Annotated in this window: 21 protein-coding genes; 12 read left to right on the top strand and 9 right to left on the bottom strand. The window is 40.0% G+C overall.

The window, feature by feature from the left end; all coding sequences use genetic code 11:
• The 5 genes from parE to ADS77_RS11495 all read right to left on the bottom strand — a co-directional run bounded on the left by parE (position 1) and on the right by ADS77_RS11495 (position 4,402).
• Entirely contained in the window at positions 1 to 1,890 is a 1,890-nt protein-coding gene (gene parE, locus ADS77_RS11475) for a DNA topoisomerase IV subunit B (RefSeq protein ID WP_054203157.1), read from the bottom strand.
• 5 nt (positions 1,891 to 1,895) lie between these two features.
• Positions 1,896 to 2,480, bottom strand: coding sequence for a YqiA/YcfP family alpha/beta fold hydrolase (locus tag ADS77_RS11480; protein ID WP_054203156.1), 585 nt, complete (start codon positions 2,478 to 2,480; stop codon positions 1,896 to 1,898).
• Positions 2,465 to 3,256, bottom strand: a complete 792-nt coding sequence (locus ADS77_RS11485) for a metallophosphoesterase family protein (RefSeq protein WP_054454526.1) — start codon at positions 3,254 to 3,256, stop codon at positions 2,465 to 2,467. Before ADS77_RS11485 ends, ADS77_RS11480 begins: the two co-directional genes overlap by 16 nt.
• Complete coding sequence (locus tag ADS77_RS11490; RefSeq protein WP_054203154.1) at positions 3,243 to 3,701, bottom strand: DUF1249 domain-containing protein; 459 nt, start codon at positions 3,699 to 3,701, stop codon at positions 3,243 to 3,245. Before ADS77_RS11490 ends, ADS77_RS11485 begins: the two co-directional genes overlap by 14 nt.
• A gap of 74 nt (positions 3,702 to 3,775) precedes the next feature.
• A complete protein-coding gene (locus ADS77_RS11495; protein ID WP_054203153.1) occupies positions 3,776 to 4,402 on the bottom strand; it encodes an NUDIX domain-containing protein in 627 nt (208 codons plus the stop codon).
• A gap of 174 nt (positions 4,403 to 4,576) precedes the next feature.
• Between ADS77_RS11495 and tolC the strand changes: the two genes are divergently transcribed.
• From tolC to ADS77_RS11510, 3 genes are all read left to right on the top strand, one after another.
• Positions 4,577 to 5,917, top strand: coding sequence for an outer membrane channel protein TolC (gene tolC / locus ADS77_RS11500; RefSeq protein WP_054203152.1), 1,341 nt, complete (start codon positions 4,577 to 4,579; stop codon positions 5,915 to 5,917).
• A 115-nt stretch (positions 5,918 to 6,032) separates the two neighbouring features.
• Positions 6,033 to 6,959, top strand: coding sequence for an LpxL/LpxP family Kdo(2)-lipid IV(A) lauroyl/palmitoleoyl acyltransferase (gene lpxL, locus ADS77_RS11505; RefSeq protein ID WP_054454529.1), 927 nt, complete (start codon positions 6,033 to 6,035; stop codon positions 6,957 to 6,959).
• Positions 6,960 to 7,013: 54 nt separating this feature from the next.
• Entirely contained in the window at positions 7,014 to 7,586 is a 573-nt protein-coding gene (locus ADS77_RS11510; protein WP_054203150.1) for a TcpQ domain-containing protein, read from the top strand.
• On the opposite strand, the gene glnE is transcribed toward ADS77_RS11510, so the two are convergent.
• Complete coding sequence (gene glnE, locus ADS77_RS11515) at positions 7,575 to 10,373, bottom strand: bifunctional [glutamate--ammonia ligase]-adenylyl-L-tyrosine phosphorylase/[glutamate--ammonia-ligase] adenylyltransferase (protein ID WP_054454530.1); 2,799 nt, start codon at positions 10,371 to 10,373, stop codon at positions 7,575 to 7,577. The two genes, ADS77_RS11510 and glnE, sit on opposite strands and share 12 nt — an antisense overlap.
• A gap of 73 nt (positions 10,374 to 10,446) precedes the next feature.
• On the opposite strand from glnE, the gene ADS77_RS11520 reads away from it, so the two are divergent.
• From ADS77_RS11520 to ruvX, 6 genes are all read left to right on the top strand, one after another.
• The gene (locus ADS77_RS11520) at positions 10,447 to 11,340 is read left to right on the top strand and encodes a hypothetical protein (RefSeq protein WP_054203148.1); all 894 of its coding nucleotides are present in this window, start codon (positions 10,447 to 10,449) and stop codon (positions 11,338 to 11,340) included.
• Between the two features lie 31 nt (positions 11,341 to 11,371).
• Complete coding sequence (locus tag ADS77_RS11525; RefSeq protein WP_054203194.1) at positions 11,372 to 11,845, top strand: hypothetical protein; 474 nt, start codon at positions 11,372 to 11,374, stop codon at positions 11,843 to 11,845.
• A gap of 85 nt (positions 11,846 to 11,930) precedes the next feature.
• Positions 11,931 to 12,665 (top strand): 16S rRNA (uracil(1498)-N(3))-methyltransferase, encoded by a 735-nt coding sequence (rsmE, locus tag ADS77_RS11530; protein WP_054203147.1) that lies wholly within the window; start codon positions 11,931 to 11,933, stop codon positions 12,663 to 12,665.
• A 55-nt stretch (positions 12,666 to 12,720) separates the two neighbouring features.
• Complete coding sequence (gene gshB / locus ADS77_RS11535; RefSeq protein ID WP_054203146.1) at positions 12,721 to 13,674, top strand: glutathione synthase; 954 nt, start codon at positions 12,721 to 12,723, stop codon at positions 13,672 to 13,674.
• A 27-nt stretch (positions 13,675 to 13,701) separates the two neighbouring features.
• Complete coding sequence (locus ADS77_RS11540; protein ID WP_054203145.1) at positions 13,702 to 14,259, top strand: YqgE/AlgH family protein; 558 nt, start codon at positions 13,702 to 13,704, stop codon at positions 14,257 to 14,259.
• 37 nt (positions 14,260 to 14,296) lie between these two features.
• The gene (gene ruvX, locus ADS77_RS11545) at positions 14,297 to 14,743 is read left to right on the top strand and encodes a Holliday junction resolvase RuvX (RefSeq protein ID WP_054203144.1); all 447 of its coding nucleotides are present in this window, start codon (positions 14,297 to 14,299) and stop codon (positions 14,741 to 14,743) included.
• Here the strand turns inward: ruvX and ADS77_RS11550 are convergent.
• Genes ADS77_RS11550 through ADS77_RS11560 form a run of 3 tightly spaced genes read right to left on the bottom strand, consistent with a single transcriptional unit; the run spans position 14,706 to position 17,859 of the window.
• Positions 14,706 to 15,665 carry a hypothetical protein gene (locus ADS77_RS11550; RefSeq protein ID WP_235575768.1) on the bottom strand — a complete coding sequence of 320 codons (960 nt, stop codon included), beginning with the start codon at positions 15,663 to 15,665 and terminating at the stop codon, positions 14,706 to 14,708. The two genes, ruvX and ADS77_RS11550, sit on opposite strands and share 38 nt — an antisense overlap.
• 1 nt (position 15,666) lies before the next feature.
• Complete coding sequence (locus ADS77_RS11555) at positions 15,667 to 16,797, bottom strand: PilT/PilU family type 4a pilus ATPase (protein ID WP_054203143.1); 1,131 nt, start codon at positions 16,795 to 16,797, stop codon at positions 15,667 to 15,669.
• Between the two features lie 21 nt (positions 16,798 to 16,818).
• Positions 16,819 to 17,859: a type IV pilus twitching motility protein PilT gene (locus ADS77_RS11560; protein WP_054454532.1), complete on the bottom strand. Its 1,041-nt coding sequence runs from the start codon at positions 17,857 to 17,859 to the stop codon at positions 16,819 to 16,821.
• 2 nt (positions 17,860 to 17,861) lie between these two features.
• On the opposite strand from ADS77_RS11560, the gene ADS77_RS11565 reads away from it, so the two are divergent.
• From ADS77_RS11565 to ADS77_RS11575, 3 genes are read left to right on the top strand one after another with little or no spacing between them, the layout of a single operon-like run.
• Positions 17,862 to 18,575 (top strand): YggS family pyridoxal phosphate-dependent enzyme, encoded by a 714-nt coding sequence (locus ADS77_RS11565; RefSeq protein WP_054203141.1) that lies wholly within the window; start codon positions 17,862 to 17,864, stop codon positions 18,573 to 18,575.
• Between the two features lie 15 nt (positions 18,576 to 18,590).
• Positions 18,591 to 19,412 (top strand): pyrroline-5-carboxylate reductase, encoded by an 822-nt coding sequence (gene proC, locus ADS77_RS11570; protein ID WP_054203140.1) that lies wholly within the window; start codon positions 18,591 to 18,593, stop codon positions 19,410 to 19,412.
• Between the two features lie 31 nt (positions 19,413 to 19,443).
• Positions 19,444 to 19,977 (top strand): YggT family protein, encoded by a 534-nt coding sequence (locus tag ADS77_RS11575; RefSeq protein WP_054454534.1) that lies wholly within the window; start codon positions 19,444 to 19,446, stop codon positions 19,975 to 19,977.
• Positions 19,978 to 20,019: the final 42 nt, after the last annotated feature.

A 20,019-nucleotide genomic window follows, 5' to 3' on the forward strand; every position in this document is an offset into this window, starting at 1 on the left:
TTATACTTGGGCACGATTACCGTGATCTTCTAACCATTGGCGACGATCTGATGAGCGCTTTTTAGCCAGTAGCATGTCCATCATTTCTAAGGTCGCTTGCTCATCTTCAAGCGTTAATTGCACTAATCGGCGGGTATTCGGATCCATGGTCGTTTCACGTAATTGCAAAGGGTTCATTTCACCCAATCCTTTGAAGCGTTGTACGTTAACTTTACCACGTTTTTTCTCGGCTTCTATGCGCGCTAAAATACCTGATTTTTCATCTTCATCAAGCGCGTAGTAAACGTCTTTGCCTATATCAATTCTAAACAAGGGTGGCATAGCAACGTACACATGGCCTTCTTTTACCAATGTCGTAAAATGACGTACGAATAGCGCACATAATAAAGTTGCGATGTGCAAACCATCCGAATCGGCATCCGCTAGAATACAAATTTTATTATAGCGTAAAGTTGATAAATCACTTGAGTCTGGATCAATGCCCAGTGCGACAGAAATATCATGCACTTCTTGTGATGCTAAAATTTGTCCTGACTCAACTTCCCACGTATTTAAAATCTTACCTCGTAGCGGCATAATAGCCTGAAACTCACGATCACGTGCTTGTTTAGCCGAGCCGCCAGCAGAGTCACCTTCCACTAAAAACAATTCAGTTCGGTCATTATCTGCAGCGCTACAATCAGTTAATTTCCCTGGTAATGCGGGGCCTGCGGTAACACGTTTACGTACTACTTTTTTAGCTGCTCGTAGGCGTTTTTGGGCATTAGAAATACACAGCTCTGACAACAGCTCTGCTGTATCCGTGTGTTCATTCAGCCATAAACTAAACGAGTCTTTAACTACGCCAGATACAAACGCTGAACATGAACGCGATGAGAGCTTCTCTTTAGTTTGACCTGCAAATTGTGGATCTTGCATCTTTACTGATAAAACGTAACTACAGCGTTCCCAAATGTCATCAGGTGTCAGCTTTACTCCGCGCGGTAGTAAGTTTCTGAATTCGCAGAACTCACGCATGGCTTCAAGTAAACCTTGGCGCAGACCATTAACATGCGTACCACCTTGAGCTGTTGGTATTAGGTTTACGTAACTTTCAGCAATTGATTCGCCACCATCCGGCAGCCAAACTACAGCCCAGTCTGCTCCTTCGGTTGAACTTGAAAATACACCTGTGAATGGGTCTTTAGGTAAAACGTCATAGCCTTTTACTGCTTCATTTAAGTAATCTTTTAAGCCAGTTTCGTAATACCACTCTTGGGTTTCTTTAGTTTGTTTATTAACAAATTTAATACGCAAACCTGGGCAAAGTACGGCTTTGGCTTTTAATAGGTGATGCAATTTAGTCAGTGAAAAGTTAGCCGAGTCAAAATAGCTAGCATCTGGCCAAAATCGGACTGTGGTTCCCGTATTACGTTTACCAACAGTACCAATAATATTTAAGTCTTCAACTTTATCGCCATGTTCAAATGCCATCATGTACTGCTGCGCATCACGTCGAACAACAACTTCTACGCGAGTAGAGAGTGCATTTACTACCGAAATACCTACACCATGTAAACCACCCGAAAACTGGTAATTTTTATTTGAAAACTTACCACCCGCATGCAGTTTAGTGAAAATCAACTCAACCCCAGGAATACCTTCTTCTGGGTGAATATCAATTGGCATACCACGACCATCATCACTGACTTCTAAAGAATTATCTTCATGCAGAATGACGTCAATTTTTGTGGCGTGTCCGGCCATTGCTTCATCGACACTGTTATCAATTACTTCCTGCCCTAAATGGTTAGGACGAGTAGTATCGGTATACATGCCCGGACGGCGTTTTACTGGTTCTAAGCCATTTAAAACTTCAATGGCTTCGGCGTTATAATTTTGCTGACTCATAGTTTTTATCTTTTATATGCTTGGCTATTTTTCGTGATTTTAAGAAAATCGACAATGCTCGCAAAGGTGCTCTCAAAGTTAACAAAACTGTGATCGCCTCCAAACTCTATATGCTGCTTGCATTGTGAATAATATTTAACTGCCTGTTGAAACGCCAATACTTCATCGCCTGTCTGCTGTAATAAGTACAGTAGCGATGGCTGTTGTAAATCTGAAATAGACAGTGACTTTAGCGCACTAATATGACTTTTATTTAGTTCGTAGTGGGTATCCTGATATGGATTATAATTTGACCCTAAGAATGAACTCAACAATAAAAAAGGCGTAACTGCAGGATTGATCACTACAGCTGGCAGCTGATATTTTTGCGATAAATAAGTGGCATAAAAACCACCTAAAGAGCTACCTAACAACACTGTATTTGGCGTTAGTAGTTGCTCGATTTGAATAATTGCGTGAAACGGTTCATGACTCAACCGCGGTACGCAGTATTCAACACCATAGTGTGCCATATACTCACCAAAGCGCACAGCTTTAAATGACTTTTCACTGCTATTAAAACCGTGAATATAAATTACTCGTTGAGCCATATCAACTCCGATTTCACACACAGTGGTTCAGCTGTATTTAGCCTTTCAAGTGTTATTAAACGGTAGCTAGCACCCATATTTTGCTGCTGCCAATCAATACTATGCTTAGTAAATTGCACCGAGCTGGCTGGTGTAGATAAAATATCAACACTTCTAAATTTAAACTGATAATCGTTATGTACATGACCATGAAACAAATGGTTAACTAGGCCACTGTTATGCAATACATTGAGTAATTGAGGGCCATTTTCTAGCATGTGTTTATCTAAATAACCATTTATAGGCAATGGATTATGATGACAAAAAACCACTGCAGGCTGTTGCGATGCTGCCAATACCTCTGAGAGTTCATTGATATGTTGCTCACTCACCCAACCTGCAGGCGTTGGCCCTTTAGAGTTAACCAACAAAATATCGAAGCCACTAGCAATAAGGCGTTTAGCACTTTTTATTTGGCCACCAGAAATACGCTGCATTAAACTTATTTCATCATGATTACCTGGCACCCAAAATACGGGGCATGTTAAAGGGGAATCAGCGATTAACTGGGCAAATAATAAATAGGATTCAAAGCTGTGGTCTTGCGTTAAGTCGCCACCAAAAATTACAGCATCTAGAGGCTGCTGCGCCATATGTGTCAGCGCGCTAGAAAAATGCTTTGCGGTATTCACGGCAAAATACTCACCGTCAATATCACAAAATAAATGGCAGTCGGTGATATGGGCTAAACGTAACTGGGGAGTATTAAACTTTGCAACCTCATCAAACCAAGCCATTATCTACATCCCAGTTGAGAACTGCGCGGCCACTTTCAACACACGCAACTAACCAATCATACAAAAATGCATTAAGTTGGTACTTTTCATCTTTTTGGTGCATTTGTGGATTAGGGTAACCATAAGATGGCTTTATTCTTTGATGGTAATCATGGTGAACTATTTCTGCGACCTTCGCATCATGATACAAGCGCACGGTTAAAAAGAGTGGATTAAACCCCTTTAGCATCCCTGTTAATTGCCTGATTGAAATATCCATTGTGTACTTTGCGCAACCATCCACTTTAATCGTAAATTGATTATTGCCCAACTGAACGTCCCGAGCACTCCCGACTTCCCTATCACTAGGTAATAGTTTTAAAGCGCGTAAGTAATTGTGCTCACATAACGTAAGGTATTTAGGTAGATTTTGAATATATCGTTGTTTCACTGCAAATGCTGTCAAGTTGCCGCCATTAAATTAGAAATTAAACGTAATCAATTTTAAATGTACTTTAGATTATTCAACACTATGAACTGTTATTTTACGCATTCAGCTATTATACGCTCGCGATTTAGTGCAAGCCATTGTAATGAAATAACCGTAGCAGCATTATCTATCTCACCGCTTTTTAAACGCGCCATCGCATCTGTAAAACTCACTATGTGGGTTTTAATGTCCTCACCTTCGGTCTCAAGTCCATAAATCCCACTGTTAAGCTGGCTCAAATCGGTTTTAGCTAAATATAGATACAAACGTTCAGTGGAACCTCCGGGACTTGAAAGGTAGGACAACATAAACTCTAATTCAGTAAGCTCTAACCCTGCCTCTTCAAACGCTTCACGCTTAGCGACATTCTCGTAATCAGTGCTGCCATCCGTCATTCCTGCTATACACTCTAACAACCAAGGCGATGGCTTACTTTTAATTGCACCGATTCGAATTTGTTCTATTAATAAAATACTATCTAAAGCAATATCATAAGGTAGCACAGCCACGGCGTCGCCACGCTCTAGTATTTCACGACGAATCGTGTCCGATTGACCACCGGCAAAGAGAGCATGTTCAAACTGATACAAGTTAATATTAAAAAAACCTTTATACAGTGACTCTATTGGTGCGACTTTAACATCGTGTTTGCTAAATTTTGCAAGTTGCTTGCCCATATTCTACTTTCCTTAAATTAGTAAGCACAACAAAATAAATCATTATACTGTGCATACAAATAATTATATTCTGTTACATTTGATCACGGTGTTTTATGCAATTTTTTTTTTGTTATTTGCTAAAACAGGTTACCATGCTTTTAGTATGCAAATTGTCTAAGGACTGAACGAATAATGAAAAAGAACATTCTTGCTGCGCTGATCGGTTTATCATGCGCATTAACTGCTACAGCATCAAATGCTGAAAATTTAATTCAAGTTTACGAGATTGCCACGGTTAACGATCCAACTGTATTAAAGGCAAAAGCCCAAGCGGACGCGCAATCTTATAACAGTGACCGTGCTATGAGCGCTTTATTACCTCAAATCGGCTTTAGCATGGGTTATAGCAAAAGCGATAGTACTTCTTATGATGGTTCTGACTTGACTGGCTATGAAAAATTAAAAGGTGATTCAGACTCATTCACCCGAGGCTTAAGCTTAAACCAAACGCTGTTCGATTTAGGTGCTTGGAACTCTTTAGGCATTGCAGATAAGCAAGCATTACAAGCAAATGCACAATACGATTTTGCTCAGCAAGACCTGATTGTCCGTGTTGCTGATGGCTACTTTAATGTATTAAGTGCTATTGATAACCTAGAGTTCGTAAAATCTGAAAAGCGTGCAATTGAACGTCAACTTGAGCAAACAAAACAACGCTACGCTGTTGGTTTAACAGCTATTACTGAAGTTCATGAAGCCCAAGCACAATTTGATAATTCAGTTGCTCGTGAAATTGTTGCTCAAAACGGTGTTGAAACAGCCCGAGAATTACTACGTGAAATCACAGGTAAATACCACGCTAAACTTGATACTTTGAACACTGAAACTTTTTCGACGGTTACCCCAAGCAAGAAATCGGTTGATTTTATTGAAGTCGCAAAAGAAAACAACTTGAACCTTCAAGTTGCAAAAGTAACCGTTGATATTGCAAAGGATCAAATTGATTTAGCGCAAGCTGGTCATTATCCAACGCTGACTTTAAAAGCCAGCTATGGTGATACGCTTAGTGATTCAAACCGTAACCATATGAAACCACGTGGCGATAGCACAACTGTTGGTTTGAACTTTAACGTTCCGATTTACTCAGGCGGTGCTACATTGGCGGCAACTGAGCAAGCCCGTGCTTTTTATGTATCAGCGAGCCAAGATTTAGAATCTAGCTTACGCGGCGTAACTCGTTCAGTAATCACATCCTATAACCAAGTGGTTTCTGATATTGCGACGTTTAAAGCCCTTGAACAAGCCGTTGTATCAGCAGAAAGTGCATTAAAAGCCACTGAAGCTGGTTTTGAAGTAGGCACGCGTACCATTGTTGATGTATTAAACAGTACGCAAAACCTGTTCAACGCTAAACGTAATCTTGCTGATGTACGCTATCGTTATGTCGTATCAACACTGCGCTTAAAACAAGCCGCTGGTACGTTAACAAGCAACGATTTACAAGCGATCAACAAAGGTTTAAAAGCAATCTAATCCCTTCGTTTAGGTAATGATTGATAAATACTTCAAAAGCCAGCAACTTGCTGGCTTTTTTGTATTTTTACATTCATACAGTTAAACTAGCTTCTTTTCGATTTGAGATACTTTCGTGGTCAACACATCTGCATTTAAATTATCTTTTTTAAGCCCGCGTTATTGGCTGACTTGGATTGGCGTGTTTTTTTTATACGCTATATCTTGGTTACCTTTTAAATTTCAGCTTTGGTTAGGGAAACAACTTGGCCGTTTAGTATATCGGACGATGAAAAGACGCCGCCATATTGCAGAGGTCAATATTAAGCTATGTTTTCCTGACATGCCCGATACAGAGCAACAAGCTCTGGTTAAAAAGAATATGGAAAACACTGGCATTGCAACACTTGAAACAGGCATGGCGTGGTGGTGGCCAAATTGGCGTATTAAGCGTGTTTATGGCTCAGTAAAAGGCCTTGAACATTTTGACCAAATTCAACAATCCGGGAAAGGTGTATTATTACTGGTACCACACATTTTGCATCTTGAAATGGCGAGTCGTGTAATGGGAATTCATCATCAAGGCGTTGGCTTTTATCGCCCTCACAATAATCCGTTGATGGAATTTTTTATGACCCGTGGCCGATTACGTTCAAACGAATATTTAATCGGCAAACGTGATGTGAAAGGTCTTTTAAAAGCACTCAAAAACAAAAAGGTTTGTTACTATTTACCCGATCAAGACTATGGTCGAAATCGCTGTGAGTTCGCTCCTTTTTTTGCAGTCTCAGAAGCCGCCACTACCACGGGTACACTCCTATTTGCTGCAAGCAAAAATTGTGAAACAGTCAGTTTAATCAGTCGTCGTGATAAACATGGTAAATATCACTTAGAAGTACTTCCTGCTTTAGATAATTTTCCCAGTAGTGATGATAAAACAGATGTAACGCGTGTTAACCAACGCATTGAACAAGCTGTAAATGCCGCTCCAGAACAATATATGTGGTTACACCGACGATTTAAAACACGCCCAGATATTAACGCGCCCTCTTATTACAAGTGACAATTTCTCGTTAATATGCTTTTATAAACAAATATCAATACAAGGGTATTAGCCATGTGGTTTTGGGTTAAGCATTTATCATTAGCTGTTATTTTAATAGCTGCAGCTATCTATTTTTTATTTGGTCATGGTCCAGTTGTCGATATAAAAGAGACACAAAATGCTGCAGCTCAAGGTTTATCACGCTTTTATGCATCTTTACGTAATCAGGTAAATAAAAGTAATGAACGTGACAAATACGTACTTACTTTGCCAACGCCTGAAATGGGGATTGATGAAGTATTAACTGATCGTGCAAAAGTGGTTGATCCCTCTTCACCTAGCTGGTCAGGAGCTGTAACTGCACGTCGCTTTGAAAACGGCTCAACATTAAGAAAAGTGCTTTCTGACTATGCTCGCAGCGAAGATATCGTGCTGTATTGGTATTTAAGCAAAGATTATGTTGTTAAAGATCATTTTCGTGTTGATAGTAATTTCAACTCGACGTTATATCAGGTTGGTCGCGCCATTAACGATGATTTTGAAAACGAAGTGTATACTTTTTTTTGTTATAGACAGCGAGCAGCGGTGATCACCGAACTGCCCTCTGAATATGTACGTCAAAACTGTAGGCGCCTAAAGAGCTAGTTGAAATATCTGCTGCCACGTACGAGTAACAAACGAAATATGTGTGGCAAACTCATCTCTTGTGACACATCGCCCTCGTTGATCTAAGCTTAATACGTGATAGCACGAACGATAGTCAATATAGGCTGCAATAAGCCCTTCTTTTGTGTCATTGCTAATACACCCAAGGCGTGCGGCATCCGTTAAAATTCTTACATTGTCCGAATAAGTAGTCAGTTGTTCAAATGTATGGGCATTACTGAGCACCAAATATTGAGTGATAAACTCAATATCAGCCATCCCCCCAGCATCTTGCTTTAAATCAAACAGCTCACTATCACCTTTAGCCAAATGCGTGCGCATCTTTTCTCGCATGTTGATTACATCATCTTTTAGCTTTTGTGGTTCTCTTTGATCGCATAAAATACCTAATCTAATCTGTGCAAAACGTTGTTGTAACTCACTTTGCCCTAAAATCATGCGAGAACGCACCAAGGCCTGATGCTCCCACGTCCACGCTTGAGTTTGCTGGTAATGATTAAAACTCTCTAGATTGATTGCCATTAACCCTGAAGCACCCTCAGGGCGCAATCGGGTATCTAGTTCATATAAAATCCCCGATGCTGTACGTGTATTAAATAAGTGTAATAAGCGCTGTGCTAGTTTTAAATAAAATTGACGAGAATCGATAGCTTTGGTTCCGCTTGTTTGATCTGTCCCGTCATGATTATGCACAAAGACTAAATCCAAGTCTGAATCATAGCCCACTTCAAAACCACCCGTTTTACCATACGCGATTACCGCAAAGCCTTTATTTTCGTCATCTGTATTTGGTGGTATACCAAAGCGTTGTGCCATTTGATGCCATGCAATATTTACTGCTTGCTCAACAATCGCTTCTGCAAGTGCTGTTAAATGATCGCTGACTTTCATCACATCTAAGACACCCGTTGCATCAGCTGCAGCAATTCGTAATTGGTGAGTTTGTTTGAATTGTCGCAATGCTTCCATCTGTAATTCTAAATCAGCACTGTCTATACGTAAAAAGTACTGTCGAATTTCATCCTTGTAAGCAGATAAAGGCGTTGGCTTATACAACACTGCTGGGTCAATTAACTCATCAAGCAAAATTGGATAACGTGAAATATGCTCGCCAATCCATTTACTATGACAGCATAGTAAAACGAGTTGTTTTAGTGCACCTGGATTTTCATACAACAGCTCTAAATAAGCGGTTCGAGAAATCACCTTATTTAATACTTGGCAAATCATACCAAATACAGCGCCACTGGCTTTTTCGTTAGTAAGCTGCTTAAGTAAAAGTGGCATTAATTTATCTAAAATATCACGCCCACGCGTACCTATCTTTGTTTTGGTTAATCGTGATTTAAAATCATCAAGCGCACTTTGCCAATCTTCATTAGGTTCGCTAAGCACACTAATATCTGTATGTTCCCACGCGCTAACAAACGCCCCTTCACAAGGATCAACAGGCTCACTCTCATAACCAATGACATATTCAAATTCACTGTGAATGCCCGCCATTATTTTTTCAATAAAGACTAAGCAATGGCTAAAATCAACTTGATTAAGTAGATAATTTAAACGCGATTGATTAAGCTCGTCATCGGGTAGTGTTTGCGTTTGTTGATCACTGAATATCTGCAAGTACTGCTCAATACGCCTAAGTATTAAATAGTTACGCTCTAATAATTTAGCCTCAGCTTCGCCGATAACTTTTATTTGATTCAGTTGCTTTAGTGCTTTTAACAATGATTGGGTTTGTAAATTTGCATCACGACCACCACGCACCATTTGTAGTGCCTGCACTACAAATTCAACCTCGCGTATACCACCCGCTCCTAATTTAATATTATTAGTTAATCGTTTGCGGCGTACCTCTTGCGCTATCATTTGCTTCATTTTTCTTAGTGATTCAATCACTGAAAAATCAATATAACGACGATACACGAACGGCTTGAGTAGTTGATAAAACTCATCGCTATAACGAGTTTGAGGGCCAATCAAGCGACCTTTTAGCATCGCATAGCGCTCCCATTCACGCCCTTGTTCTTGGTAGTAGTCTTCTATGGCATTAAAACTCATTACCAAAGGACCACTTTCACCAAACGGGCGTAAGCGCATATCCACTCTAAATACTTGCCCATCTAACGTTGTTTGATTAAGTGCTGCAATCAGTTTTTGTGCAACTTTATTATAAAAAACCTGCGCCTCTAAAGAACGTCGCCCACCTTGGGTTTTAACACTGCGTGGATAAGAGAATATTAAGTCAATATCTGATGAATAATTAAGCTCTTGTCCACCTAGTTTACCCATTCCCAAGACCATCATGGCCAGCGGTTGCTGCTGTTCATCTAAGGGTTTACCATTGACTTGAGATACTTGCGTAAACGCCCAATTATTAGCACTATTGATGAGTTCATCGGCTAACTTAGAAATATAACCTATACTATCGGCAATCTCATTTTTATAACATAAATCTAAGCAGGCTACTTTTAACCAATAGCGCTCACGGTAATGGCGTAATATTCGATGACACTGCGCCTCATCAACGTCGCTTAGTATTAAATCTTGAAATGGATTTGGTGCATCACGCAACGCCATTTCTGCGTCGTTAATTAACATATCACTTAACGCTGGTTGTGACTGTAGAGCACGCCAGGCAAAGTCACTCAATCCCAGTAAGTTAATAATTAACTCATTCGGTGCCTGTTCTGGATATAGCTCAAAAAAGCGCTCGCTACCGAGGGTGCAAAGTGGTGTTGGGAGTTGCTTGCCAAGTGTCATCAAATACTCTCTTTTATCTAAGCCATAACCGTACTAAAATGAATCACATAATAATAACCAACTAAGGTTTTACATGTCATATTTGTCTTTATCTAACACTAGTTTACTCGCGATTGCTATTAGTTTTATCGTTATTTGTTTAACCGTTATTTTCCTGCGCATCGTAAGTCAGCTCAAAGCGAAACAAGCGCTCAAAGAAGAGCTTGCCCAACATGACAACTTTGCAATGGGGATCAGCTTTGCATCTGAAATTACGGTCGTAATTACAACCATTGCTTTTTTATTCGATGAAATTAGCCTCAGTGCAGCACAATCCAACCCATTAAAAGTTGTCTTTTTAGTCGTATTATTATTTGCGTTTATTAAATTAGGGCACTTAATTCACCGAAAATGGATTCTCCATAGATTTAATGAAGAAGCAGCCATATTAAAACAAAACGTCTGCGCTGCTTTGGTTGATTCAGGTATGTTATTGGCTAATTGTATTATCACATTAGGCTTATACAGTTGGTCACATACTCAAGGGTATAGCAGTTTACTTATTGTGTTTGTTAGCTTCTTTTTATTACAGGGCATTTTTGCGTTAGATAGCAAAATACGTGAATATCGTTTTGCTCACGCAAATCAAGGCGCATCGCTGCAAAGTAACTTTAATTTAGAAAACACATCAATTGGGATTCGTTATGCGGGTAAATCTATTGGTCTTGCTTTAGCCGTCTATGCAGGTTTAGCAAGTGCAACGTTTCATAGCGGTAAAATGGTAGAGAATTTATTCACATTAGCTTTACATTGCGGCACTATGTGGTTATTACTGTATCTACTAACTAGTATCATTAAATTTATTTCATTGCCAAATATTGATACGGCACTTGAAATTGATCATCAAGATAACATTGGAATTGCTTGTATTGAATTTGCTGTTTTCAGCGCTATAGGCTATTTACTAATAAGTATGTTTTCAATTTAGCCATGAAAAGTTCCAAAATATGTGGGGCCCTATGCCGTTTGAAGTAAAGAATTATCTACTGATAGATAACGATAGTGAATTCAGTCGGCAATTTACTGAGTCTTATTTTGCCAAACCAAACGCAAAGGTCCCAAGCACATTAGTTATCGCAGGTGCTAATACTCGTCACTTAGTAAAGCTGATGTTTGATGAACTAATCAAAGACTATTGCTATTGCGATTTTAATAATGAAATTAGCGTATCAGAACTTGCCAGTTATCTGCATGAGCATCACGATATTGCAGGGGTGTTATTTAACCAAACTGACTATTTGCTCGCCGATGAAAAGCAACGCTTTATATTTAACTCGTTACACTCAATTCGTTTTTTAGTCTCAGAAAAAGAAGGAGGTTACCACTTTGAGCCCGTCACTGACGAAGCACAAAACAACCACCTTTCTTGCCAAACTGAAATAGCGGAAACCCCTCAAGATTTAGCCAAATTATACGAAAAGCTAAATAACTAATTACAGTCACGCCGCAATAAATATTTGCACCTAAGAGGTGACTTACATACCATAACGCCATTAACCCATTCTGTTAAAGGTCATCATGCGAGTTCCTCATATTTATCAAGCAAGCGACATAGTTATTTCAACTCCTCTTACTTTAGACGACGATGCCGCAGGCCACATTGGTCGAGTATTACGCATGAAAGTAGGTGAGCGTATATCGCTGTTTAATGGCTTAGGTGGTGAATACCTTTGTGAGCTTATTGAAGTGGGTAAAAAAACAGTGGTTGCAATGCCGCTAGAGTTTCATGACAAAGATGTAGAGTCACCATTGAGCATACATTTAGGCCAAGGAATTTCTCGAGGCGATAAAATGGACTTTACCATTCAAAAATCTGTAGAGTTAGGGATCACTGAAATCACCCCTATTTTTAGCCAGCGCTGTGGTGTTAAATTAAGCCCTGAACGACTAGCAAAAAAACACTTACAATGGCAAAAAATAGCCATTGCTGCTGCAGAGCAATCTGGCCGTAACCGTATTACCACTATCCACCCACCTATTGATATTAGCGATTGGCTTGTGCAAAGTAGCAACGAAATAAAACTTACTTTACACCCTCGCGCAGAGCACAGCATTAAAACAATTACAGTGCCTAGTAGCGGCGTACGCTTTTTAGTAGGCCCTGAAGGTGGCTTTACTGATGATGAAATAGCCCAAACCAAACAACAAGAATTTGTTGATATTCGGATTGGTCCTCGCGTATTACGAACAGAAACTGCCGCTTTAACGGTCTTAAGTGCATTACAGCTACAATTTGGCGATTTAGCTAATTGAAATTAGTAGAACTACCCTCATATCAATAGCAACATATTCAGTAAGGCAAGCGAACATGGCAATTAAGTTAGGTATAATTTCAGATCCGATCAGCGGATTTAACATCAAAAAAGACACCGGATTTGCAATGATGATGCAAGCCCAAAGCCGTGGTTATGACATTTATTACATGGAAATGAACGATCTTTCATTACGTAAAGGCAAAGCCTATGCAACCGCAGCTAAAGCAACCGTATTTGATGATGAAAACCATTGGTATGAGCTTGAAGAAAAGGCCACTATTGCCCTAGCTGATTTAGATGTTATTTTAATGCGTAAAGATCCACCATTTGATACTGAATACATTTACGCAACTTATATCTTAGAACGTGCTGAACTTGAAGGTACACTTATTATTAATAAGCCACAAAGCCTACGTGATGCAAACGAAAAGTTATTCACCGCCTGGTTTAGTGAGCATACCCCTGACACTTTAGTTACACGTTGCAAGCACCAAATTCGTGCATTTTTGACTGAGCATAAAGACATTATTCTAAAGCCTTTAGATGGTATGGGTGGCGCATCTATTTTCCGCGTGACTGAAAATGATGCCAACATTGGCGTAATTTGCGAAACACTTACAGAACACGGTAGCCGCTTTGCAATGGCGCAAAATTATATCCCTGAAATTAAGCAAGGTGATAAACGTGTACTTGTAGTCGATGGTGAAGTTATTCCATATTGCCTTGCTCGTATCCCACAAAATGGTGAAACACGTGGTAACTTAGCTGTTGGTGGCCGCGGCGAAGCTCGCCCAATTAGTGACTCAGATCGCAAAATTGCCGAAGCAGTTGCGCCAACATTAAAAGCGAAAGGACTTATTTTTGTTGGTTTAGATATTATTGGCGATAAGTTAACTGAAATAAACGTTACTGCTCCTACGTGCGTAAAAGAAATTGAAGCAGCCTATGATATTTCAATCACAGGGCGCTTATTTGATGCGATAGAGAGAAAACTGAGCCATACTTAATTTTCAACATATTAAAGGGGTATCGTTATGCAATCATTAGAAAATCATTTTTTAATCGCTATGCCATCAATGCAAGACCCTTTTTTTAAACGTGCTGTTGCGTACATTTGTGAGCACAATGAAGACGGGGCGATGGGGCTGGTGATCAACCAGCCTATTAATATAACGGTTGGGGACTTACTCGATAAAATTGAAATTGATAACGATAAGTCTACACACGCTGCAAGCGTTGCTGTTTTTGCTGGCGGACCTGTAAAAACCGATCGTGGTTTTGTATTGCACTCACCCACACCAGGGTATGCTGCAAGCCAAGAGCTCAGCAGCGATATAATGATCACAACATCAAAAGACGTGCTCGCAAGCCTGACAACTCCTGACGCACCAGAGCAGTTTATTATTACGTTAGGTTACTCCGGCTGGGAACAAGGACAACTTGAAAAAGAATTGCTTGAGAACTCATGGCTAATTATAAAAGCTGACCCTGATATTATTTTTAATACTCCCATAGAACAACGCTGGGAAAAAGCTGTTGCAACGCTCGGCTTTGATATTAGCCAACTAAGCTCTGAAGCAGGCCACGCATAACAAGCCCTTATTTGGGCTTTAATTTCATAGAGACAACATGAGTAAAAAACAACTCAAACCCAAAGGCGAACGTACCGTTATGGGTTTTGATTTTGGCACCACCAGCATTGGTGTTGCTATCGGCCAAGAACTAACCGGTACTGCAACGAGCCTGACAGCAATTAAAGCCAAAGATGGTATTCCAAATTGGGACTTTATTAAAAAGCATGTAGATGAGTGGCAACCTGATTTACTTGTCGTTGGTTTACCGTTAAATATGGACGGAACCAATCAAGAAGTCACTTTTAAAGCCAAAAAGTTCGCTAACCGTTTGCATAACCATTATGGACTACCTGTAGAGACTCAGGATGAGCGTTTAACGACCGCTGATGCAAAAGCACGCCTATTTGAACAAGGCGGCTACCGCAGCTTAGGTAAAGGTAACGTGGATAATATGTCTGCGGTTATTATTTTAGAGAGCTACTTTGAGCAGGCTTATGGCTAACGGGTAAATTTATAATAAGCTTATCAGTCAAATCTGGAATAAAACCAGCTTGACGATAAGCTTTTTCAATTAGCCCTTGTTTACGTAATAATTGCAAGCCTTGTTGAAGTGATTTATAAGCCCGCTTGCCATCAGGATGAAGTTTTGAAACTACATAATGGCGACTATCATCTAGTAACATCAGCACCTTGGGGACGGCTTTTAAATTAATATTTTCAAGTATGTAGTGATTATTTATTTCAGGCATTAGTGGCATTAGCATAAAATCAATCCATTGCATTGACACCATTCTAACTTGGCTTAACCATTCATCTTCACGCGTTAAACTTTTTAAAGGCAAAGCGGATAAAGTATCCCAATCAGTACGCCAACGCGGTGTTGATACACTTGTTAATTGACTAAAATCAGATAGGTGTTTTATTTCAAATACTTTACGATTACTTGGTGATGTAAACACCCCCGAAAAATACTCCCCTTTGCGTATCACTGGATCGCTAATAAACACTTTATCACTCAGAGCATTAGCGTCCTGACTCCAGTAACTATCAAAACTAAGTAATAATTCACCTTGCTCCAATAATTTAGTGTTTCTAAAGTTGACTTTGCCAATTTGATAACTAAATTGTTTATTAAATCCACCAAGTAACAGAGCTTGTTGAGCAAGAATCATATCAACAACGTCTCGACGAATAAATTGCCCACTAAAGTCATTGATATCTTGGACTTTTCGACCATTTAAAAAGCGCATGTAATCATGATAGACATCATCGCGAATATAAATTACAACGTTATTATCCGTAGTTTTAAAGTTCTTTATTGCCTCAGAAATCGCTACATCATCGCGCAATGCACTAACACTAAATGGCATACTCAATAAAAATATAAGTGCCGTAAAGAATAACCATTTAATGTTATTGATCATACTATGAACCTTTTTGATCTAACCCGTCGATTGTCACACCTTGTAGAAAACCAGCTCCTTGCTGTTCGTTATTTCTAAGTTTAATCATCAAGCGTAAATCATTTGGTGAATCGGCGTGATGCAAGGCATCAGCGTAATTGATACGCTGTTGCTTATAAAGTTCAAACAAGGCTTGGTCAAAGGTTTGCATGCCCATATCCTTGGCTTTTGCCATCGCCTCTTTAATACCGCCTATATCACCTTTTTTAATTAACTCGCCGATGATTGGCGTATTTAATAAGATTTCAATTGCAGCTACACGCGAGTTACCATCAGCTGTTGGCACTAGCTGCTGAGCAATAATGGCGCGTAAATTTAACGACAGATCATATTTTAACTTATCGTGTTTTTCTTTAGGCACTAAGTGCATAATACGGTCAATTGCTTGGTTAGCATTGTTTGCGTGCAATGTAGCAACACACAAATGACCTGTTTCAGCAAAGCTTAATGCGTATTCCATTGTTTCTTGCGAACGTATTTCACCAATTAAAATAACGTCAGGTGCTTGGCGTAAAGAGCTTTTTAAAGCTGATTCAAAGCTTTCTGTATCAAGACCCACTTCTCGCTGAGTGATAATGCTTTTACGATGCTCATGCACAAATTCAATCGGATCTTCTATTGTAAGAATGTGCCCACGTTGATTACGATTACGATAACCAAGTAATGCAGCGAGTGAGGTAGACTTACCCGTGCCTGTGCCACCTACAAACAACACTAAGCCACGTTTAGCCATTATCACATCAGTAAGTGTTGAAGGTAGCCCTAAATCAGCTACGTCAGGGATTTGAGTAACGATTCGGCGAATAACCATACCAGCGCGATCCCGCTGCCAAAAAGCAGATACCCTGAAGCGACCTTCTTCTGTCGCGATTGCAAAATTACATTCTTTCGAGCTATGAAATTCTGCTTTTTGCTTGTCACTCATCGCTGATTCAACGAACGCAAGCGATTCTTCGTCAGATATTTTTTCATCGCCTAACGCAATGAGTTCACCATTAATTTTAGCACTGACAGGAAGCTGGCTTGAAACAAATAAATCGGATCCTTGTTTATCGATCATCAGCTGCAAAAAGTAATTAAGAGAATGTGTCATTATAGTTCCTTATCGCTTTGCCTAACTGCCAAAGTTTGTTTTATCTTGTGCTTTAACACGCGCTTCAGTATTAGTAACAACACCATGATTAACTAAATTAATTAAACACTGATCCATGGTTTGCATTCCGTGCGATGCACCTGTTTGAATTGATGAATACATCTGCGCAATCTTGTCTTCTCTAATTAAATTACGAATGGCTGGAACACCTATCATAATCTCGTGCGCAGCAACACGCCCCCCTCCAACTTTTTTAAGCAGTGTTTGCGAGATTACCGCACGCAATGATTCCGAAAGCATCGAACGTACCATGTCTTTTTCATCACCAGGAAATACATCGATAATACGGTCAATGGTTTTTGGCGCTGATGTGGTATGCAACGTACCAAACACTAAATGGCCAGTTTCTGCTGCGGTCATTGCCAAGCGAATTGTTTCCAAGTCTCGAAGCTCACCAACCAAAATTACATCAGGGTCTTCACGCAGCGCACTACGTAGAGCTGCCGAAAAGCTATGCGTATCGCGGTGAACTTCACGCTGATTTATTAAGCATAACTTATTATCATGCACAAATTCGATCGGATCTTCGATCGTAAGAATATGGTGATGCTTATTACGATTAATATAATCAACCATCGCCGCTAATGTGGTTGATTTACCCGACCCCGTAGGACCAGTTACCAACACTAAGCCACGTGGGTTATCCGAAATAGTTTTAAAAATATCTGGCGCGCCTAAGTCATCAAGCGTTAATACTTCACTTGGAATAGTACGAAACACAGCAGCAGGGCCACGATTAGAATTAAATGCGTTAACACGAAAACGAGCAAGATTCGGGACTTCAAAAGAAAAATCCACTTCGAGGTTTTGCTCATAGTCCTTGCGTTGATTATCGTTCATAATGTCGTAAACTAGGCTGTTTACATCTTTGTCTTCCAGTGCTGGTATATTAATACGTCGCACATCACCATCGACACGGATCATTGGCGCAACCCCTGATGATAAGTGTAAATCCGATGCTTTATGCTGCACACTAAAGGCCAACAATTCGGTAATATCCATTTATGACTCCACAACTAACTGATAATTATATGGTTACAATAGCAGAACGACTTAAATCCGCCTATGCTAGAATTGCCATAGCGACAAAAAAATATCATCGTAATGAGCATGATGTCTGCTTACTAGCAGTATCCAAAACAAAACCTGCTGATTTCATTCTAGCGGCTTATCAACAAGGTCACCGAGAGTTTGGTGAGTCCTATGTTCAAGAAGCTGTCGATAAAATAACCCAATTAGCAAATTATAGCGATATTGTTTGGCACTTCATCGGTCCTATTCAATCAAATAAAACGGCCGCTGTTGCCGAAAACTTTGACTGGGTGCAAAGTGTTGATCGTGAAAAAATAGCCAAACGTTTAAATGATCAAAGGCCGATAAATAAGGCCCCTCTTAAAGTATTAATTCAAGTAAATATAAGCTTGGAAGACTCCAAATCAGGTTGCCACCCAGATGATCTAGCCGCATTAGCGCAGTTCGTTAACGACAGCCCCAATTTAGTTCTGCGTGGGCTAATGGCAATCCCAGCAAAAACTGACGACCCACAGCAACAAATACAATATTTTGAGCAATTACGTGCTTGCTTTGATAGACTTAAGGCCCAATATCCTCATATAGACACCTTGTCGATGGGGATGAGTGGCGATGTAGAAGCTGCAATAGCTGCAGGCTCAACCATGGTACGCATCGGCACGGATATTTTTGGCCAACGAAGCTAAGGTGATAACTAAGATATGTCAGATAAAACAATCGCATTCATAGGCACAGGTAACATGAGCTATGCCATCATTGGTGGCATGGTAAAAAAAGGATTTGCTGCCTCCAATATTATTGCAACAAATCGTAACCAAGAAAAACTCGCTAAGGTAGCAGCGGATTTCGGGGTGAACACTACCTCAGATAATAACGCAGCGCTTCGTGATGCCGACGTGATTGTCCTATCTGTTAAACCACAAATGATGGGGGATTTATGCAAATCATTCCAAGATTCAGGTGTAGACTTAAGCGATAAGCTATTTATTTCTGTTGCCGCAGGCTTAACAGTTAAACGCTTACGTGAAATGTTAGGTCAGGACGTTAAAATGATCCGCTGTATGCCTAATACACCGTCATTGCTTGGTCGTGGTGTGTCTGGCTTATTTGGCGACGGTGAAACGGCCGATGAGCATGCTTTTGTACAACAAGTATTTGAATGTACAGGTATTGCGGTTTGGGTTGAAAAAGAGTCTCAAATTAACGATATCATTGCGGTTACCGGTTCATCACCAGCGTACTTTTTCTTATTTATGGAAGCCATAGAAGAAAAAGCCAAAGCACTTGGCTTTAGCGATGAAGATGCACGCCGCTTAGTGCAGCAAACCGCGCTAGGGGCTGCTGAAATGGCAGTATCACAACCTGATATCAGTATTTCTCAGCTGCGCGCTAACGTCACATCTAAAGGTGGTACCACACATGCTGCTGTTGAACATTTAAAAGCACAAGGTTTAACAGGTACCGTCGCTGATGCCATGGATGCTTGTATTGCCCGCGCAGAGCAAATGGAACAAGAACTTTAAAATTTCTCAGTTTTATATTTAAGGTAATATTATGAATGCCATGCAATTTTTAATCGGAATTGTTTTTGATCTATTTTTAATGGTCGTGTTGCTGCGCTTTTGGCTGCAAACGGCTAAAGCTGATTTTTATAACCCTTTGAGCCAATTCGTTGTCAAAGCAACCTCTTTTGCTGTTAATCCTCTACGTAAGATTATTCCTGGTTTTGGAGGGTTAGATTTAGCCTCTCTATTATTGGCATTCATCGTTGCAGTCGCAAAGGTTTCAACATTGCTATTGATCATTTATGGCGGTTGGTCTGCACAGACGGTATTTATTACTGCATTAGTAACGGTTGTCAAAGAAGGCTTAAACTTAATGTTTTGGGTGTTAATTATTCGCGCTCTATTAAGCTGGGTAAGCCAAGGTTATAACCCTATTGAAGCGGTATTCCATCAACTAACAGAACCTATGCTTAAGCCAATCCGTAGGGTACTGCCGCCTTTAGGTGGTTTTGACCTATCAATTGTAGTGCTTATTATCAGCCTACAATTCATACAAATTCTATTTATGGATTTCATTGGCTAATAACCTCATTTCCCAGAGGCCATTGTGGCCTCTTTTTTTAAG

It is taken from the genome of Pseudoalteromonas porphyrae, assembly GCF_001298125.1.
Lineage (GTDB): Bacteria > Pseudomonadota > Gammaproteobacteria > Enterobacterales > Alteromonadaceae > Pseudoalteromonas > Pseudoalteromonas neustonica.

Bases quoted from the DNA above. Each gene is read 5' to 3' on its own strand.
- ADS77_RS11550 (WP_235575768.1), bottom strand. From the start codon at position 15,665: ATGATCAATAACATTAAATGGTTATTCTTTACGGCACTTATATTTTTA.
- ADS77_RS11565 (WP_054203141.1), top strand. From the start codon at position 17,862: ATGACTCCACAACTAACTGATAATTATATGGTTACAATAGCAGAACGA.
- ADS77_RS11485 (WP_054454526.1), bottom strand. From the start codon at position 3,256: ATGGCTTGGTTTGATGAGGTTGCAAAGTTTAATACTCCCCAGTTACGT.
- ADS77_RS11480 (WP_054203156.1), bottom strand. From the start codon at position 2,480: ATGGCTCAACGAGTAATTTATATTCACGGTTTTAATAGCAGTGAAAAG.
- gshB (WP_054203146.1), top strand. From the start codon at position 12,721: ATGGCAATTAAGTTAGGTATAATTTCAGATCCGATCAGCGGATTTAAC.
- ADS77_RS11575 (WP_054454534.1), top strand. From the start codon at position 19,444: ATGAATGCCATGCAATTTTTAATCGGAATTGTTTTTGATCTATTTTTA.
- rsmE (WP_054203147.1), top strand. From the start codon at position 11,931: ATGCGAGTTCCTCATATTTATCAAGCAAGCGACATAGTTATTTCAACT.
- glnE (WP_054454530.1), bottom strand. From the start codon at position 10,373: ATGACACTTGGCAAGCAACTCCCAACACCACTTTGCACCCTCGGTAGC.
- ADS77_RS11560 (WP_054454532.1), bottom strand. From the start codon at position 17,859: ATGGATATTACCGAATTGTTGGCCTTTAGTGTGCAGCATAAAGCATCG.
- ADS77_RS11555 (WP_054203143.1), bottom strand. From the start codon at position 16,797: ATGACACATTCTCTTAATTACTTTTTGCAGCTGATGATCGATAAACAA.
- ADS77_RS11525 (WP_054203194.1), top strand. From the start codon at position 11,372: ATGCCGTTTGAAGTAAAGAATTATCTACTGATAGATAACGATAGTGAA.
- ADS77_RS11520 (WP_054203148.1), top strand. From the start codon at position 10,447: ATGTCATATTTGTCTTTATCTAACACTAGTTTACTCGCGATTGCTATT.
- parE (WP_054203157.1), bottom strand. From the start codon at position 1,890: ATGAGTCAGCAAAATTATAACGCCGAAGCCATTGAAGTTTTAAATGGC.
- tolC (WP_054203152.1), top strand. From the start codon at position 4,577: ATGAAAAAGAACATTCTTGCTGCGCTGATCGGTTTATCATGCGCATTA.
- ruvX (WP_054203144.1), top strand. From the start codon at position 14,297: ATGAGTAAAAAACAACTCAAACCCAAAGGCGAACGTACCGTTATGGGT.
- ADS77_RS11495 (WP_054203153.1), bottom strand. From the start codon at position 4,402: ATGGGCAAGCAACTTGCAAAATTTAGCAAACACGATGTTAAAGTCGCA.
- proC (WP_054203140.1), top strand. From the start codon at position 18,591: ATGTCAGATAAAACAATCGCATTCATAGGCACAGGTAACATGAGCTAT.
- ADS77_RS11510 (WP_054203150.1), top strand. From the start codon at position 7,014: ATGTGGTTTTGGGTTAAGCATTTATCATTAGCTGTTATTTTAATAGCT.
- ADS77_RS11540 (WP_054203145.1), top strand. From the start codon at position 13,702: ATGCAATCATTAGAAAATCATTTTTTAATCGCTATGCCATCAATGCAA.